Raw genomic sequence first — 17684 nt, 5'->3', positions numbered from 1 at the left:
TTATGCCTGATAACACCATCGAGTCCAGTAATACAGAACAGAACAGTCGTTGGCAGCAACGTTTACTCGGTGAAGATAAACAGCGCCGTAATGATCATCGCAGCCCATATCAACGAGACCGCGCACGTATTCTGCATTCAGCAGCATTTCGTCGGCTTCAAGCCAAAACGCAAGTGCTTGGCGTTGGCATGAATGACTTTTACCGTACTCGGCTAACACATTCATTAGAAGTGTCACAAATTGGAACTGGCATTACTGCTCAACTACGTCGAAAATATCCGGACCTTAGGTATTTACTCAATTCAATGAGCCTCATTGAATCGATTTGTTTGGCTCACGACATCGGTCATCCACCTTTTGGCCACGGCGGTGAAGTCGCATTAAATTACATGATGCGCCATCACGGTGGTTTTGAAGGCAACGGCCAAACCTTTCGAATTTTAACTCGTTTAGAACCCTATACCCCTTCATGGGGGATGAACCTTACTCGGCGTACTTTACTTGGGGTAATGAAATACCCAGCAACGTATTCGCAATTGTATATCAATCAAAATAGGCCAGACATAGCCAATCATCGCCAACTAAAACCCTCAGAATGGCCACCGGTAAAAGGATTATTTGATGATGATATACCCATTATTGATTGGGTATTAGCGGCATTATCAGAATCGGATAGGCAGTTGTTTATTAGCAGTGAACAAAGCCATACACATGTAGATTATCCCCATTTAAAAACGCGCTATAAGTCATTTGATTGCTCGATTATGGAATTGGCAGATGACATTGCCTATGCGGTACACGATCTCGAGGATGCTATTGTAATGGGAATTGTCAACCAACATCAGTGGCAACGCGATGTCGTTGGGCAGTTAACTGAAATCAAAGATGAATGGCTGATATCGGAAATCGCTAACATTGGTGACAAGCTATTCTCTCATGAACATCATTTACGCAAAGATGCTATCGGTACCTTAGTCAACGGTTTCGTCACCGCGATTGGCATTAGTACCAACCCACAATTTGACGAAGACTTACTAAAATATAATGCCGAATTAGAGCCAGACTTTGCTGCAGCATTACACGTACTGAAACAATTAGTATTTAAGTATGTTATTCGTAAACCTGAAATCCAGATGCTGGAATATAAGGGCCAACAGATTGTGATGGAATTGTTTGAAGCGTTTGCCTCGGATCCTGAACGTCTGTTACCGCTTAATACTCGAGACCGATGGTTAGCAGAGCGTAATGACAATAATAATCCAATGCGGGTGATTGCTGATTATATTTCTGGGATGACCGATGAATTTGCCGGTCGCTTACATCAGCAATTATTTGGTTCAAAAACCGCAGGCATTATGGAGTTAAGTCGCGAGCAATAACATTTATTGCCTCTGTTTATTTTCGATAAAAAAAGCGCTTGGTTATAACAACCAAGCGCTAACGGGTTATATAAAGGGGAAATAACCCAAATTTCACACTTCACACTTCACACTTCACACTTCACTAACAAAAACACCAATCAATTTATACCGGGTGCATAAACGCTTGTATTTCATTTAACGTGAGCACTGGCGTAGCGCCATGAGACTGAGCAACCATAGCACCCACAGCGCAAGCAAAATCAATCGCATACTGCGGATTACTATCACTGCATAATTGATACAGTAACGAGCCTAAAAATGAATCTCCGGCGCCGACGGTATCAACTACCTTGACTAAATAACCTGAATTATAAAACTTCTGCCCTGCAACACTCAGTAATGCACCATGACTGCCTTTGGTGACACACAAGTATTTGGTTTGGGTTTGCTCAGCAATATAATCCAAGTTTTGTTCTAATGAATTAAATGGCGAGCCCATGGCTTTAGCAATTTCATACAGTTCATCATCATTTAATTTGATAAAATCTGCTTTTTTCATCAAACTAACCACACTATCAATCTGGTAATGCGGTGCACGTAAGTTAACGTCAAATACCGAAAACGAAGCCAATTCAACTACGGCGGTTAAGGTAGTGAGAGACACATCATTGCGACCAATTAAACTGCCAAAAACCAATACGTCAGCACGATTAACTTGCTCAATAATATCTTCCGTTAATGCGATATTATCCCACGCAGTATCGGCGACAATGTCATAAGACGCTGACCCATTTTTGTCTAAAGTGACTTGAACTGTGCTGGTGCTTTTAACGGGATCTATGGCGATACAGTCGCGATTAACGCCGCGGTCGTCAATAAAACTCAGTAACTCGCGACCTAATAAATCATCGCCAACGGCACTGATCATCGAACCTTTAATGCCCAAGGCATTAAGTCTGACGCACACATTTAAAGGTGCCCCGCCAACCCGCTTGCCATCAGGGAAACAATCCCACAATACTTCGCCAAAACAACTGATGTTAATGTCGGCCTTAGCTTTATGATTAATTAATATGCTATTCATACGGCTTAACCTTTCGCTTGTAATCTTGCTTGCATAATCGATTTAATGTCACTGCCCGGTGCATATAAGGCCGTAATCGCTTGACGATAATCTTTACAAAAGCTTGCTTGATTATTTAGATCACCAAATAAGTCGGTTAGCTGTAAAAAAGCTAACGGATCTTGTGCTGTTCTGCTAGCAAACTCATGTAACTGTGCTGACATTTGGTCGTTAATGTCTAACGCTTGCCCTTGCTGATCAACACGTTTGTCACTGTATAAACACCAGGTAGCAATGACCAATGTGGCCAGTGAAGTATCACGGCCTAATTCGATATTTTCATTAATAGACGCAATGATAAATTTTGGTAACTTGGCTGAGCTTTCGAGACAAATTCGCGCCAAGCTGTCTTTAATGTTCGGATTGGAAAAACGTTCAATTAGGGTATCTTTGTATTGAGTTAAATCAATGCCTTCAAGTTGCTCAATTAACGGCGTGACTTCATCGTCCATAAATTTACGCAGATATGTTGCAAATAAAGGATCAGATACCGATTCATCAATCGTCGCAAAACCATGTATAGAACCTAATAAACCTAATACTGAATGGCCTGCGTTTAACAAACGGATCTTCATTTTTTCAAACGGAGTCACGTCACTGACAAATTGTGCACCAACGGTATCTAACGCCGGACGGCCATCACTAAAGTTGTCTTCTATGACCCATTGAGTGAAGGCTTCGCACGTGATTGGCCATTCATCGTTAATGTGTAATGTGTTAGCCACATATTCGATGTCTGCTTTGGTTGTCACTGGGGTAATACGGTCAACCATTGCGTTTGGAAACGCTACATTCGTTTCAATCCATTGGCCTAAATCAGCGTCATTTTTATTCACAAACGCCAGTAGCATTTTACGGGTCATGTCGCCGTTATGCTGAATGTTGTCACAAGACTGAATGGTAAAAGGCTTCATGCCCTTGGCTTTACGCTGTTTAAGTGCTGCAGTTAAATAACCAAACGCGGTGATTGGGTCATTAGGATTCGCCATATCATGGATTATGTCTGGATTGTTGAAATCAAACTCACCGGTTGCAGGATTAAAGTTATAACCGCCTTCTGTGATGGTCAATGACACAATTTTAGTGTCTGAGTGAATCAGTTTATCAATGACTTGTTGTTTGTTTTCTGGTGCAAATAAAAAGTCAATCATCGAGCCCATCACTTGATGATCAATCTGACCATTCGGGTGACGTACCGTTAAACTGTACAGATAGTCTTGTTTCACCAGCACATCACGTAGACTGCGGTTAGCTTCTAACAAACCGACACCACAAATCGCCCAAGACTCAGAACCAGGTTGCTTCAATAACTCATTGATATACATTGCTTGATGAGCACGATGAAAGCCACCGACACCAATATGCACAATCCCAGCGGTTAACTGGCTACGATCGTATTTCGGCACATCAACATTAGCAGGTAATGTTGACAAACTTTGTAGGTTTAACGTGTTCAGTTGAACATTTGAATCTTGAGAATGATCCATGTGGATTGTGCCTCATAAAATAATTAAACAATATGGATGGTTGTGTTATCTAATGAAATAACACGGCTAACTCAAGGCTAATGTTTTATTAACATCATTAGGCTTAAGCTATTAAGATCAGCCATTAGCCCTGAGTTATTAATAGTGCGGTTACGAGTTTATTTTTTTATGTCGTTTAAGAGCAACATATGAACAACTAAAATAAATTATCGTACAGACAAAACAAACTGTTTCAAATAAAGATTTATTCTCTGCATAGATTGTCATTGTTGGGCTATAAAACATCACTTTCGCAGCCAGAATGCTAATAACCACTAAAGAAACAACCGCAAAGCTATTTAATACCTTGGTGAACTGACTGCAGTCTTCAACATGAGGCTTATCATCTTTAGCCATTTCATCTTGGTATTCGGCAATTTGTTGCTGTTCTTTCTCATCTAATAATATAGCGTCTGTATAATCTAAATCGGCACCATATTTTTTAGCTAATACAGTATAAATAATAATGGTGAATATCCATGTTGGAATAAATAAGTAATAGAATGAAATAATATCAAGACTATTTAAACCAAACCCAAATACTAACGCTAATGCCCAAGATGCAATTGCCGGTGTACTTTTAGACAGGTTTTGATACTTAGCCCAATAGCGGGTTAAGCCAATTTTAGGGAACAACACGTGCTCAGCAAATACAATCCCCCCCACTGGTACAACTAATAGACCTGCATACGTCAATAACGGTAACATCTGCGAAAACACAAATGGGAAACACGCTATCACTACCGTGACTAAACCTACAATGGCGGTAGTACGTTCACGAGATTGGTTTACAAAGATTGACTGCGCGGCTAGACCTGCACGGTATAAATTCGCGTTAGCCGTTGTCCAACCAGCGATAATGATAATCACAAAGCCTGAAAAACCTAAAGCATGGTAAGCAACATCACCTGGATCGAGTTGAGTAATAGTAGTTTTTAATAGTACAGCAGTACCTGCCCCCATAATACCAGCAGAGATCCATGCTAAGTAGTGGCCGAAGAACATGCCAACACCTGAAATCAAACCATAACTTTTACGCTTTGCGAAGCGGAAAATAGCCATGTCTATCAAACCGAAGTGAGTAATTGAGTTAGCTGCCCACGCAAAGCCTATCACTTCAAGTAAACCAATACCGGGTTCACCTTTGTCATTTAATCCAGTCCAAATTGAGCTGTCACCTATGGTCATGAAGTCTTGCCAGCCCGTTAATGTGGTACTGCCAATCACATGATTTGATAACACTGGAAATAAGGTAAATGAACCCGCAATAAAAATAACAAATAACCACGGCGCACAAATTTTAGAAAAGTCAGCCACGGTAGAGAAACCATACATGGCGACGACAACGACGATAGATCCTACCGCTAACACAATCATCACAAACCATAGACTGCTAGGGTACCAATTTAATTGTGCCGGAATGTCGAATAAGAAACGAACGGCTGTCGACGATACTGTGATCATCGCTGCGGATATCACCGAGAAGATAACGACATTTGCCCAGTTATAGAGCTTGGTCATTGAGTCGCCGGCAATCTTATTTAAATAATTATATAAACTGAGTCGAGTTTCAACAGCAATAGGTGCCGTTAATAACCACCACGAACACATCGCCAATAGATTACCAATTAATAGTCCAAGTAATATATCAATAGTTGAGGCACCTAGAGCAACAAAAGTGGCACCAATAACAAACTCCGTCGCGGCAACATGCTCCCCAGCATATAAACCTGCAAAGTGTTTCCAACCATGTAATTTATTTTTAGCTACAGGCAGCTGCTCTTCATTCATTTGTTTGAATGAAGCCTCATGTTGACTTATTGTCATTATTTTTATATTCCTATTTAGGGAATAAGTAAAACCCTCACCAAAAATCGATGATAAAGTGATACTACATCTCCTTTACTGACTATTTATTATTTCTATTGAGTTGAAATAATAACCCCATTCATATTCACATTATTTTTATAAATTATTCACGCGTTATTGATCTAATTTCAATGTTAAACATCATTTTATTTAATCATTTACTTTAGCTTTGCTAATATTCTTTCAGCTGTATATTCATTGGTTATCAATGAATTAATTAACCGACCTTGCAATGCTGAAAATATTGCATCAACCTTATGTTGACCAGCAGCAATGCCATAAACAGGTTTATTTGAATCAATTCTCAACGGTGAGCTCATCACCAATTGATTCATTGAATGCTCGAGTAACTGCCCTTGCTGGTTATACACCCAACTGATGATTTCACCAGTGGCATTGTCATTAATTAACTCGGTTAACTGTGACTGATTAATGAAACCATCGAGCAATAATGGTGACTCTGCGCCCATATGCCCAATACCAACAAAAGTGGCATCTGCTTGTTTAACTAATTCAAAAATACTTTTTACCGGCGCTAAGTCATGCAATAACTGCTTTTCCGCTACTGAAGTCGCAATAACGGGTAATGGCATAGGGTAATGCTTAGCCTGCACTCGATTAGCCATGCTGACTACGATATCAAATGCTGATGCAGAACCGTCTAACATCATGTTGCCTAATAACGACACTATTTTATGCTGTGGACATTGCATCGAAGGTAACTCATCGATACAAGCTTTGAGTGCTCGTCCGGTACCAAAGGCTAAAGTTTTAGGTTGTTCAGACTTTAAGTACCGCTCTAACACGCCTGCACCACATTGCGCTAAACCGTGCACGGAACTGTCATCAGCAGGATCGCTGGGGACAATTTCGCATTCCAATAAATTAAAAGCTTGGGTTAACTGTTGGCCCAACTCCATACATTTACCAATGGGGTGATCTAAACGGACTTTAATTAACCCTTCACTAACCGCTAATGCGACTAAACGTTGCGCTGACTGTCTTGATACTTCTAATTTTTGGGCAATTTCATCTTGAGTATTCTTCGCGACGTAATATAACCACGCAGCTCTTGCCGCTTGCTCTAATCGCGCGAGTTCTGAATTCGACTTGTTATCCATGTTGTCCCTTATATTCAGTATCAACGCATTAACGCTGGCATTAGACGATTAAAATGTTGCCAATGACTTAGTACAGCAATCTCTGGGTAAGCCTGTGACACTGGGTGTAACTCATCGCTAACGTTATCGACTATATGACCACCGCCAATATAATGAATCACTTTCATTTTGGCCGCGACAGCTGCACTAACGCCAAAAAAGCTATCTTCAATCACCAAACAATGCTGTGGCTCGACCCCCATGCGTTTAGCCGCATGCAAAAACAAATCAGGTGCCGGCTTACCTCGTTTGACTTCGCTGGCCGTAAAAACATTCAAACCAAACACATCCGTTAACCCTACTACTTCTAATGCGCTAGTTGTACGCGGTAAACTGCTGCTGGTTGCTATGCAATACGGTACTTTCAAATCTGCCAATATCGATCTAATACCGTCTGTTACGGTTAAATTACGCTCAAACTCAGACAATAGTTGCTGACGATATTCTGCTTCAAATTGTTCAGGTAATGTCAGTGCCAGCAAACGCTTTACTTTGTCGGCGACGGTAGCAAATTGACAACCTAGAAAATGCTGTTGTACAAAAGCCATATCAATGCAGGCGCCTAATTGAGCAAGTTTTTCGATTAACACATTCGCGCTAATCACCTCACTGTCGATCACAACCCCATCGCAGTCGAATATTATTAATTGTGTATTTATGTTCATATGCTCGCCTTACCAGATCAAGTCAGATAACTAACCATATTTTACAGCGTGCTGAACCTGAAACCACAATAATAAATCCAACATCACATTCTGTAGCGTTCTACAAAACTCAAATAACGTGGATAAGTGACCACATTACACTAACTAGAGTAAACATTCGCACCACGAGTGAGCATATGCCCTAACAGTGAGCATATTCCCTAACAGTGAGCATATTCCCTTTTATAAATATTGATGTCAATCACAATTCTCTAATTAAATAAGCAAAACAAGCTTTAGCGATTGCTTATACATGCAACCCAATTATAAAATATTATTTAAATTCAATAGAATATTTTCAACATAGTTGATTCAATTTGTTATTTCATCAATGTAAAAGTTCAAAAAACAGACTATTCCTATTGTAAAACAATTGTAAATTATCGCTTTTTTAGTTGAAAATCGTACTAAAGGTAAGCAACAAGATAAAGAATGAACACGCAATATATGCATTACTTTGGTGCTAAAAACAGGTCTTAGTTATGAATTAATGCCAATTTGGGTGATGTTTACATGCCTAGACAAACGGAAGTTAAATATTCAACAAAATATAGCGTTCATAAAACAAGCTATTACTGTAATAAAATTACATTCCGTTATGCATTTGTGGTCATCATCACAGCAAATAGCGCATTAAAGTTGTAATTTTATTTACAAAGAATATTTTGCAAAACTGATTTGTTGAATATTTTTAAAGGAAACCACTATGACAGTTACCAATACACAAGAGCTTGATTTATTAGTTGAGCGCGTTGCCAAAGCTCAAGCCGAGTTTGCAAACTTTAGCCAAGAAAAAGTCGATACTATCTTTAGAGCGGCTGCTTTAGCTGCAGCAGATGCACGCATATCTCTAGCAAAAATGGCCGTAACCGAAACCGGCATGGGTGTATTAGAAGATAAAGTGATTAAAAACCACTTCGCATCTGAATACATTTATAACAAATACAAAGATGAAAAAACCTGCGGTATTTTATCTGAGGACTTAACCTTCGGTACCATTACTATTGCAGAGCCGGTCGGAATTATTTGCGGTATTGTCCCCACAACTAACCCTACTTCTACTGCTATTTTTAAAGCGCTTATTAGCTTAAAAACCCGTAATGGCATTATTTTCTCGCCACACCCAAGAGCTAAAAACTCAACGACTACAGCGGCTAAAATTGTATTAGATGCCGCAGTTGCAGCAGGTGCACCTAAAGATATTATTGGCTGGATTGACCAACCAAGCGTGGCATTGTCTAATCAGTTAATGACTCATGCAAAAGTCAACCTCATTTTAGCCACCGGTGGACCAGGCATGGTTAAAGCAGCGTATTCATCAGGTAAACCAGCCATTGGTGTTGGCGCAGGTAATACACCTATTGTTATCGATGAAACAGCAGACATCAAACGCGCGGTAAGCTCTATATTAATGTCAAAGACCTTTGACAATGGTGTGGTATGTGCTTCTGAGCAAGCGGTGATTGTAGTCGACAGCATTTATAAGCAAGTTAAAGAGCGTTTTATCAGTCACGGTGGTCATATTCTGTCTAAAGCGGAAACTGCGGCAATGCAAAGTGTCATCCTTAAAAACGGTGGCCTTAATGCCGATATCGTAGGCCAGAGTGCTGTTGCGATAGCCGCAATGGCAGGTTTTGAAGTGCCTAGTACCACCAAAGTGCTTATTGGTGAAGTGACTGATATTGATGATGCTGAAGCCTTTGCTCACGAGAAATTATCTCCGTTATTAGGGATGTATAAAGCAAAAGACTTTAATGAGGCAATGGACAAAGCGGAAGCCTTAGTTACCTTGGGCGGTATTGGTCATACATCTGGTTTATATACCAATCAAGACACCCAGGATGAGCGCGTTAAAGCCTTTGGTTTTAGAATGAAAACAGCCCGTATTTTGATTAACACTCCTGCTTCTCAAGGTGGTATTGGTGACTTATATAACTTCAAGTTAGCCCCATCATTAACACTAGGTTGTGGTTCATGGGGCGGTAATTCAATTTCTGAGAACGTCGGACCAAGTCACTTAATCAATAAAAAAATGGTCGCTAAGAGGGCTGAAAACATGTTGTGGCATAAGCTTCCATCATCTATTTATTTCCGTCGCGGTAGCTTACCAATAGCACTTGAAGAGTTAAGTGATAAAAAACGCGCGCTGATCATTACTGACAAGTTTTTATTTAATAACGGTTACTGTAATGAAACCTTAAAAATTCTGAAAGCACAGGGGCTTGAAACCGAAATTTTTTATGAAGTAGAAGCTGACCCAACCTTAGCCATTGTGCGCCAAGGCGCTAAAGTTGCGCAAAGCTTCCAACCTGATGTGATTATTGCATTAGGCGGTGGTTCGCCAATGGATGCTGCTAAAATAATTTGGGTTATGTACGAACATCCTGAAGTTGATTTTGCCGATCTAGCGCTGCGTTTCATGGACATTCGTAAACGTATTTATAAATTTCCTAAGATGGGCGTTAAAGCTCAAATGGTTGCCATTCCGACAACCTCAGGTACTGGATCAGAAGTGACTCCTTTTGCCGTGGTAACCGATGAAGTAACCGGAAAGAAATACCCTATTGCGGACTATCAATTAACCCCAAATATGGCGATTGTCGATCCTAACTTAGTCATGGACATGCCAAAATCACTGACCGCTTTTGGTGGTATTGATGCTGTCACACATGCGTTAGAAGCTTATGTGAGCGTGATGGCAAACGAATACAGTGATGGCCAAGCACTGCAGGCATTAGACCTATTGTTTAAGTACCTACCGGACTCTTATGAATTTGGTGCTAAAGCACCCGTTGCTCGTGAAAAAGTCCATAATGGTGCCACCATAGCCGGTATTGCTTTTGCCAATGCATTCTTAGGCGTTTGTCACTCAATGGCGCACAAATTAGGTGCTGAGTTTCACTTAGCTCATGGTTTGGCTAATGCATTATTAATCTCTAACGTGATCCGCTTTAACGCGACAGATATGCCAACCAAGCAAGCAGCATTTAGTCAATACGACCGCCCTAAAGCCTTATGTCGTTATGCGGCCATTGCAGATTATTTAAAGCTAGGCGGTAAAACGGATGCTCAAAAAGTTGAAAAACTGATTGAGAAAATCGAACAGCTAAAAACAACTATTGGTATTCCTGCATCAATTCAAGATGCTGGCGTTAATGAAGCAGATTTTATCGCCAAACTGGATGAACTGGCTGAAGATGCATTTGATGATCAGTGTACTGGCGCCAATCCACGTTACCCGTTGATTAAAGAGCTAAAACAAGTGTTATTAGACAGCTTCTATGGCCGAGCTTATAAAGACTAGTCGATTCGATAATAAGCAGTAAGCTTTTAACATTACGCCTTACCATATTGTAAGGCGTTTTTTATGTCTTAAACATGCATCCGAAAACGAGTCTGTTTCAAATCAACACGGCTAGCGGAGCAAAGTGTCGTTTACAATCTGTTGATTATCTCGAAAACTGTCTACTGAGCTAATGCCAGCATAACGGCCTTATTTGCATGTATTTGAGTCGTATCATACAAAGGAACATGGGTATGTTGCTGCTGCACTAGCAAGGCTATTTCAGTACAACCTAAAATTACCGCCTCAGCTCCTTGTGCATATAATTTATCAATAATACCAAGATAGCATTGCCGTGATTGCGGATTAATCGTGCCCAGACATAACTCTTGATATATCACGTCATGGATTAATGTTTGCTCGTCTGATGAAGGTACTAGTACTTCAATGGGATAGTTATCGCTTATCCGCTGCTTATAAAAGTCCTGTTCCATGGTAAAGCGCGTGCCGAGTAGGCCGACTTTACTGATCCCATCGGCTAACAACACCTCAGCAGTGGCATCAGCAATATGCAAAATGGGTATAGAGATTTGTGCTTGGATCTCATCAGCCACTTTGTGCATGGTATTGGTACAAATCAACAAAAAATCTGCACCGCCAGCTTCAACCGCTTTCGCTGCAGTCGATAAGTGAATAGCAGTGTCATTCCACAACCCCTTATGTTGTAGGGTTTCTATTTCAGCAAAATCAACACTGTATAAACAAATCTTGGCTGAATGCAGTCCGCCTAGAGCAGACTTCACGCCTTGATTAATGGCTTTGTAGTAATTGAGTGTCGACTCCCAACTCATACCACCTATCATACCGATTGTTTTCATACTCACTCCGGTCATTGAATGCTGTAGGTCTATAAAGACATTATTATCATGATAGAAACATAATGTGGGATAACAAGCTTAATGGCGGATCGATATTGTCTATTTCAGGCTTAGGTCGATTAACCGCTTTTTGGCTCCAAGGTGTCATGACTGACGATAAATACCTGACTGTGGTAGATTCATTTTTAGGTAGATAACAAAAAACCAGCTAATGCTGGTTTTATTCTAGCCATATAAAATGGTGCTATCAATGGATAAGTGTTTTGTCGGTTACGACTTAAATGGCATTGCACCTAAGTAGTCTTTTTTGCCCACTTCAACACCATTATGACGCAAAATTGCATAGGTAGTTGTCACATGGAAATAAATATTAGGAATGGCATGTTCAAAAGCGAAATCACGCCCAGTAAGATATTTATCTTCCCAACGACGATGAGTAATTTTACGCGTTTCTGCACCAGCAAAATCTTCGGCTGTAAACGTGGCTAAATAATCGACAACAGAAGCGATACGAGCTTGTAACTCCGCTAATGTCGTCTCATTATCTTCATGTTTTGGCGCACTATCTTCTTGGCCAGTTAAACGCGCGACGGCTAATTTGGCTGTATCGCACGCAATTTGCACTTGGCGAGTTAAGTTAAATTGATCAGGCGCTAAACGTGAATTAAGTAACACCGACATTTCAATTTTTTTAGCTTCTGCAAAGCCTTCACCTTTGACAAGGATTGCACTTAGGTTATTAAGCATTTTACTAAATTGTACAACCGTTAAATCATAAAGCATGGAGAATACCTCTTAATATGAATGAACTTGCTTTGTTATCGACTTAAACCATCAATAAATTTGTGTTAAATCATTCATCATCATTTTATGGAATCGCGATGAATGGTGCTGCTATGAAAAGTTTATCTCACATATCATAGTGATTAGTGATTAGTGATTAATGAGTATTTTAGTAAGCTGCATCAATGCGCTAAACATTATACGGTTTCTAATAAAACACCAGTAAATACATATAAAAAAACCAGCAGATGCTGGTTTTTGAATCATCACACAATAAAGAGATTACAGTGCAGCAAGTGCTTCTTTACACAGTTGGGTAATGCGATCCCACTCTTCGTTGTCTACTGCATCAGTCGGTGCTATCCAGCTACCGCCAATACAATCAACATTTGATAGTGCTAAGTAATCTTTATAAGTCGCAGGGCTAATACCGCCTGTTGGACAGAAACGAATATCAGACAATGGGCCAGAGAATGATTTCAGTGCATTGACGCCACCAGAAGCTTCTGCTGGGAAAAACTTGAAGTGAGTGTAACCCAACTCCATACCCACCATGATCTCAGAAATACTAGCCACACCAGGAATCAATGGCACAGTACCTTTCTTGGCGGCTTTTAGTAAATCAATCGTTGCACCAGGAGTGATAATAAACTGTGAACCAGCAGCAACCGCTTGGTTTAGCTGAGCTTCATTTAAAATAGTCCCTGCACCAACAAGTGCTTCAGGTACTTCTTTAGCAATCTTTGCAATCGCTTCTAACGCACAAGGAGTACGTAAAGTAACTTCTAAAACACTAATTCCGCCAGCCACTAAGGCTTTTGCTAAAGGCACAGCATGTTCAATTTTATTAATGACCATGACCGGAACTACCGGGCTGCGTTTAAACACGTCATGTGGTTGAAGCAACCAGTTATTAGGCTCAATCATATTACCGACTTCCTTTTATTTTTAATATAATTCATCAATAGCGTTAGTACTGCGAGCACCTGTTTCAGGGCTGCTTAAACTACGTCGAAGCGCGCCAAACAATTCACGGCCCATGCCATAACTTGAATGATGCAAATCCACTTTACCTGCAGTTCGACTTGCAAGTGTTTTCTCGTCTACAAACAGGGTTAATTCACCCGTTGTCGCATCAACACGAATCACATCGCCGTTTTCAACTTTGGCAATCAGACCACCATCAAGTGCTTCTGGGGTTAAATGAATTGCAGCAGGAACCTTACCAGAGGCTCCAGACATACGGCCATCGGTGACCAACGCCACTTTGAAACCTTTGTCTTGTAAGGTGCCTAAATAAGGTGTGAGCTTATGAAGCTCAGGCATACCATTAGCTTTAGGGCCTTGACCTCGAACAACCACAACACAATCTCTGTCAAGCTCGCCTGCCTGAAATAGTGCGTCGAGTTTGTTTTGATCATCAATCACAATCGCAGGACCTTCAATCACACGATTATTATCAGGTACTGCAGACACTTTAATCACCGCACGACCTAAATTACCTTTCAATAATTTCAAGCCGCCATTGCTTTGGAACGGTGTAGCAAGGTGGGTTAATACTTCTTTGTCTAAGCTTTCTGTCACACCATCAACCCACTTAAGTTCGCCATCAAGCAAACGAGGTTCTTGGGTATAACGACGCAAGCCGTAACCAGCAACGGTATTGACATCTTCATGCAATAAACCGCCATCAAGTAACTCTTTGATCAACAATGCCATGCCGCCAGCAGCGTGGAAGTGATTAATATCGGCATGACCATTTGGATAAACACGGGCTAATAATGGTACTGCATCAGATAAATCAGAAAAATCATCCCAATTAACGATAATGCCTGCGGCGCGAGCTGCTGCGACAATGTGCATGGTTAAGTTAGTTGAACCACCTGTCGCAAGAATACCCACAATGCCGTTCACTACTGACTTTTCAGATACCACTTCACCAATTGGTGTGTACTGAGTGCCCATTGACGTTAAACGACAAACTTGTTTAGCAGCCATTTTGCTCAATTCATCACGTAATGGATCGTCAGGATTAACAAACGATGAACCAGGTAATTGTAAGCCCATAATTTCAAGCATTAACTGGTTAGAGTTAGCCGTACCATAGAAAGTACAAGTGCCAGCGCTATGATATGACTTAGCTTCAGCTTCAAGCAGTACAGCACGATCAACTTGCCCTTGAGCAAATTGTTGACGAATACGCGCTTTTTCTTTGTTTGGAATACCCGACTTCATTGGCCCAGCAGGCACAAATAGCATCGGCAAATGACCAAAACTTAACGCGCCAATTAATAAACCCGGGACGATTTTGTCGCAAATACCCAGCAGTAACGCGCCATCAAACATGTTGTGCGATAAACCTATCGCAGTAGACATCGCAATGACTTCACGACTCAGTAGACTTAACTCCATGCCCGGCTGACCTTGGGTCACGCCGTCACACATAGCAGGAACACCGGCAGCAACCTGCGCCACACTGCCTACGTCCACACATGCTTGCTTAAGCATATTTGGATAGGTTTCGTAGGGTTGATGCGCTGACAACATGTCGTTAAATGCGGTTACGATACCAATATTGGCTTTCGTCAGTTGACGTAAAGAGTCTTTGTCCGCTGGCTGACAGGCCGCGAATCCATGAGCCAAATTGCCACAACTTAGGGCGCTACGATGAACACCTTTGGCTTTGGCATCGTTTAAGGCCGTTAAATACGTTGAACGAGACTGTTTACTGCGTGCGATAATTCTATCGGTGACGGCTTGTACTACTGAGTGCATGGTAAAACTCCTTACGCGCTATAGAACACATCAACGGGCGTTTTACGCTGCGCTAATACGGCTCTAATGGGCATTTGGGTAACATCATCATTCTCAAGAGCCTGATGATAAACAGTTAATTTTGGTTCTCCGACAAGATGCAAATAAATCTGACGACTATTTAAAATGGCATCTTTAGACAAAGTGATACGTGCATGTGGAGCCGTAGTCGGATTGACCGCAACACACAAAGCTTTAGTGGTTAATGCATTATCAAGTTCTGCGCTGCAAGGGAACCACGAACAAGTATGCCCATCAGTACCCATCCCCAATATCACCACATCAAAAGGACGCGGGAAATTAGCCAATGATTCGCTGGTCATATCGCAACCGGCTTCAGGGGTTGCGAACATATTTTTTAAACCACGAAACTTTCCACTGGCAGCGCGGTTTTGCAATAAATGCTCGCGAACCAATCTTTCATTTGAATCTTTTTCATCAGAGCCAACCCAACGTTCATCAGCCAAAGTGATATAAACATCACTCCAGTCGACGAGCTTATGGCTTAATAACCCAAATAATTTCAACGGTGTTGAACCACCCGATACCACTAAGCTGGCTTTGCCACGAGTGTCGACAGCATCTTGTAATTGCTTCGCAATTTTGTCGGCTAATTTAGCTTCTAAATCAGCTGGAGTGTCGAACGATTTAAATACAGTATCTTTAATCATGTAAGCTCCCTACTCGTCCCAAGAACGACCATCTTTGGTTATCAATGCAACCGATGCCACAGGTCCCCATGTTCCACAAGGATAAGGCTTAGGCCTTTCGCCACTTTGTTCCCAAGACTGAATGATGCCATCGACCCATTTCCACGCTTGCTCAACTTCATCACGACGCACAAACAGCGCTTGATTACCAAGCATCGCTTCTAATAACAAACGTTCATATGCATCTGCAATACGTTCGTTTTTAAAAGTGTCACTGAAACTTAAATCAAGCTTGGTCGTTTGTAGACGTTGCTTTTGCTCAAGACCAGGAACTTTATTCATCATCTGAATTTCAACCCCTTCATGAGGTTGTAAGCGGATGGTCAATTTGTTTGGTGGCAGATTACGCAAGCTTGCTCGGTACAAGTTATGCGGTGGGTTTTTAAAATACACCACAATTTCACTGCTCTTGAACGGCATACGCTTGCCACTACGTAAATAGAATGGCACACCAGCCCAACGCCAATTATCAATATCAACACGAAGTGCCACAAAGGTTTCGGTGTTTGATTGTGTATTGGCATCTTCTTCTTCGAGATAACCAGGAACAGGCGAGCCTTTTAAGAAACCCGCACTGTATTGACCACGAACGGTATTTTCATACACATTGTCTTGGTTAATTGGACGCAGTGACTTGAGTACTTTTACTTTTTCATCACGAATACTGTCAGCGTCTAAATTGACTGGAGGATCCATCGCAACCAAAGTTAACACTTGTAGTAAATGGTTTTGGATCATGTCACGCATTTGGCCTGCGCCATCAAAGTAGCCCCAGCGCCCTTCAATACCCACTTCTTCAGCTACAGTAATCTGGACATGATCAATCGTGCGATTATCCCACTTAGAGGCAAACAATGAGTTAGCAAAACGTAAAGCAATCAAGTTTTGTACTGTTTCTTTACCTAAGTAATGGTCTATGCGGTAAACCTGGTTCTCATTAAAGAACTCGGCAACTTGGTCATTAATCACATGCGATGATTCTAAATCGGTACCAATTGGCTTTTCCAGCACAACACGGGTATCAGATTGAATAAGGTCTTGTGCATGTAAACAACGGCAGATGGCACCGAAAATCGAAGGAGGTGTCGCGAAGTAGTTCACCATGACGCGTTTACTTGGTTCAAGTAAATCGTGGAAGGCACTGTAGCCTTCAGGATCTGTAAAATTAGTACCGATATAATGACAACGACTGAGGAAGCGCGCTAACGTTGTTGGGCAAAGTTCGTCTTTAACAAATGTATTTAGTGCTTTAGTAACGAGGGCGATAAACTCTTCTTGAGTGAATGCGTCTTTTGCTACACCGATTACCTTGGTTTCTTTATCAAGTAATTCTGCTTTATCTAGCTGATATAGAGAAGGTAATAATTTACGCCTAGCTAAATCGCCTTTTGTACCGAAAAGTACGAAGTCGCAAGCCTTGGCTCCAATTGATTTGCCCATTGCTGAAAGCTCTCCTAATAATATGTGTGTGTC

14 protein-coding genes are annotated in these 17684 nt (G+C 41.2%); 3 read left to right on the top strand and 11 right to left on the bottom strand.

What is annotated here, in order from left to right:
- Nucleotides 1–2 precede the first annotated feature (2 nt).
- Entirely contained in the window at nucleotides 3–1379 is a 1377-nt protein-coding gene (locus AAEY99_RS14290; protein WP_182744333.1) for an anti-phage deoxyguanosine triphosphatase, read from the top strand.
- Between the two features lie 145 nt (nucleotides 1380–1524).
- Here the strand turns inward: AAEY99_RS14290 and AAEY99_RS14285 are convergent, their stop codons facing one another.
- From AAEY99_RS14285 to AAEY99_RS14265, 5 genes are all read right to left on the bottom strand, one after another.
- Entirely contained in the window at nucleotides 1525–2445 is a 921-nt protein-coding gene (locus AAEY99_RS14285; protein ID WP_351010942.1) for a carbohydrate kinase family protein, read from the bottom strand.
- Between the two features lie 5 nt (nucleotides 2446–2450).
- A complete protein-coding gene (locus AAEY99_RS14280; RefSeq protein WP_351010940.1) occupies nucleotides 2451–3971 on the bottom strand; it encodes a mannitol dehydrogenase family protein in 1521 nt (506 codons plus the stop codon).
- A 150-nt stretch (nucleotides 3972–4121) separates the two neighbouring features.
- On the bottom strand, nucleotides 4122–5837 hold the full coding sequence (locus AAEY99_RS14275) for a purine-cytosine permease family protein (RefSeq protein ID WP_351000556.1): 1716 nt from the start codon (nucleotides 5835–5837) through the stop codon (nucleotides 4122–4124).
- 200 nt (nucleotides 5838–6037) lie between these two features.
- Complete coding sequence (locus AAEY99_RS14270) at nucleotides 6038–7000, bottom strand: sugar-binding transcriptional regulator (RefSeq protein ID WP_101088384.1); 963 nt, start codon at nucleotides 6998–7000, stop codon at nucleotides 6038–6040.
- 20 nt (nucleotides 7001–7020) lie between these two features.
- A complete protein-coding gene (locus AAEY99_RS14265; protein ID WP_182744330.1) occupies nucleotides 7021–7704 on the bottom strand; it encodes an HAD family hydrolase in 684 nt (227 codons plus the stop codon).
- Nucleotides 7705–8449: 745 nt separating this feature from the next.
- Between AAEY99_RS14265 and adhE the strand changes: the two genes are divergently transcribed.
- Complete coding sequence (adhE, locus tag AAEY99_RS14260; protein WP_101088386.1) at nucleotides 8450–11047, top strand: bifunctional acetaldehyde-CoA/alcohol dehydrogenase; 2598 nt, start codon at nucleotides 8450–8452, stop codon at nucleotides 11045–11047.
- A 161-nt stretch (nucleotides 11048–11208) separates the two neighbouring features.
- Here the strand turns inward: adhE and AAEY99_RS14255 are convergent, their stop codons facing one another.
- Nucleotides 11209–11904, bottom strand: a complete 696-nt coding sequence (locus tag AAEY99_RS14255; RefSeq protein ID WP_182744329.1) for an aspartate/glutamate racemase family protein — start codon at nucleotides 11902–11904, stop codon at nucleotides 11209–11211.
- A gap of 62 nt (nucleotides 11905–11966) precedes the next feature.
- On the opposite strand from AAEY99_RS14255, the gene AAEY99_RS14250 reads away from it, so the two are divergent.
- Nucleotides 11967–12101, top strand: a complete 135-nt coding sequence (locus AAEY99_RS14250; RefSeq protein ID WP_351010938.1) for a hypothetical protein — start codon at nucleotides 11967–11969, stop codon at nucleotides 12099–12101.
- A 73-nt stretch (nucleotides 12102–12174) separates the two neighbouring features.
- On the opposite strand, the gene AAEY99_RS14245 is transcribed toward AAEY99_RS14250, so the two are convergent.
- The 5 genes from AAEY99_RS14245 to zwf form a co-directional block, all read right to left on the bottom strand.
- Nucleotides 12175–12687: a DUF1993 domain-containing protein gene (locus AAEY99_RS14245; protein WP_101088388.1), complete on the bottom strand. Its 513-nt coding sequence runs from the start codon at nucleotides 12685–12687 to the stop codon at nucleotides 12175–12177.
- 282 nt (nucleotides 12688–12969) lie between these two features.
- Complete coding sequence (locus AAEY99_RS14240; protein WP_182744328.1) at nucleotides 12970–13614, bottom strand: bifunctional 4-hydroxy-2-oxoglutarate aldolase/2-dehydro-3-deoxy-phosphogluconate aldolase; 645 nt, start codon at nucleotides 13612–13614, stop codon at nucleotides 12970–12972.
- 21 nt (nucleotides 13615–13635) lie between these two features.
- Nucleotides 13636–15462: a phosphogluconate dehydratase gene (gene edd, locus AAEY99_RS14235; RefSeq protein ID WP_162023032.1), complete on the bottom strand. Its 1827-nt coding sequence runs from the start codon at nucleotides 15460–15462 to the stop codon at nucleotides 13636–13638.
- 11 nt (nucleotides 15463–15473) lie between these two features.
- A complete protein-coding gene (pgl, locus tag AAEY99_RS14230; protein WP_101088391.1) occupies nucleotides 15474–16172 on the bottom strand; it encodes a 6-phosphogluconolactonase in 699 nt (232 codons plus the stop codon).
- A gap of 9 nt (nucleotides 16173–16181) precedes the next feature.
- Nucleotides 16182–17651, bottom strand: coding sequence for a glucose-6-phosphate dehydrogenase (zwf, locus tag AAEY99_RS14225; RefSeq protein WP_101088392.1), 1470 nt, complete (start codon nucleotides 17649–17651; stop codon nucleotides 16182–16184).
- Between the last annotated feature and the right edge of the window lie 33 nt (nucleotides 17652–17684).

The sequence above is a fragment of the Shewanella sp. S1-58-MNA-CIBAN-0166 genome (assembly GCF_040310085.1).
Classification (GTDB): domain Bacteria; phylum Pseudomonadota; class Gammaproteobacteria; order Enterobacterales; family Shewanellaceae; genus Shewanella.
Note: the sequence above shows the minus strand (reverse complement) of the source record. Positions and strands in the feature narration are given on the sequence as shown.

Coding starts and splice junctions, on each gene's coding strand:
- adhE (WP_101088386.1), top strand. CDS start 8,450: ATGACAGTTACCAATACACAAGAGCTTGATTTATTAGTTGAGCGCGTT.
- zwf (WP_101088392.1), bottom strand. CDS start 17,651: ATGGGCAAATCAATTGGAGCCAAGGCTTGCGACTTCGTACTTTTCGGT.
- AAEY99_RS14265 (WP_182744330.1), bottom strand. CDS start 7,704: ATGAACATAAATACACAATTAATAATATTCGACTGCGATGGGGTTGTG.
- AAEY99_RS14240 (WP_182744328.1), bottom strand. CDS start 13,614: ATGATTGAGCCTAATAACTGGTTGCTTCAACCACATGACGTGTTTAAA.
- AAEY99_RS14270 (WP_101088384.1), bottom strand. CDS start 7,000: ATGGATAACAAGTCGAATTCAGAACTCGCGCGATTAGAGCAAGCGGCA.
- edd (WP_162023032.1), bottom strand. CDS start 15,462: ATGCACTCAGTAGTACAAGCCGTCACCGATAGAATTATCGCACGCAGT.
- AAEY99_RS14280 (WP_351010940.1), bottom strand. CDS start 3,971: ATGGATCATTCTCAAGATTCAAATGTTCAACTGAACACGTTAAACCTA.
- AAEY99_RS14245 (WP_101088388.1), bottom strand. CDS start 12,687: ATGCTTTATGATTTAACGGTTGTACAATTTAGTAAAATGCTTAATAAC.
- pgl (WP_101088391.1), bottom strand. CDS start 16,172: ATGATTAAAGATACTGTATTTAAATCGTTCGACACTCCAGCTGATTTA.
- AAEY99_RS14250 (WP_351010938.1), top strand. CDS start 11,967: ATGTGGGATAACAAGCTTAATGGCGGATCGATATTGTCTATTTCAGGC.
- AAEY99_RS14255 (WP_182744329.1), bottom strand. CDS start 11,904: ATGAAAACAATCGGTATGATAGGTGGTATGAGTTGGGAGTCGACACTC.
- AAEY99_RS14290 (WP_182744333.1), top strand. CDS start 3: ATGCCTGATAACACCATCGAGTCCAGTAATACAGAACAGAACAGTCGT.
- AAEY99_RS14285 (WP_351010942.1), bottom strand. CDS start 2,445: ATGAATAGCATATTAATTAATCATAAAGCTAAGGCCGACATTAACATC.
- AAEY99_RS14275 (WP_351000556.1), bottom strand. CDS start 5,837: ATGACAATAAGTCAACATGAGGCTTCATTCAAACAAATGAATGAAGAG.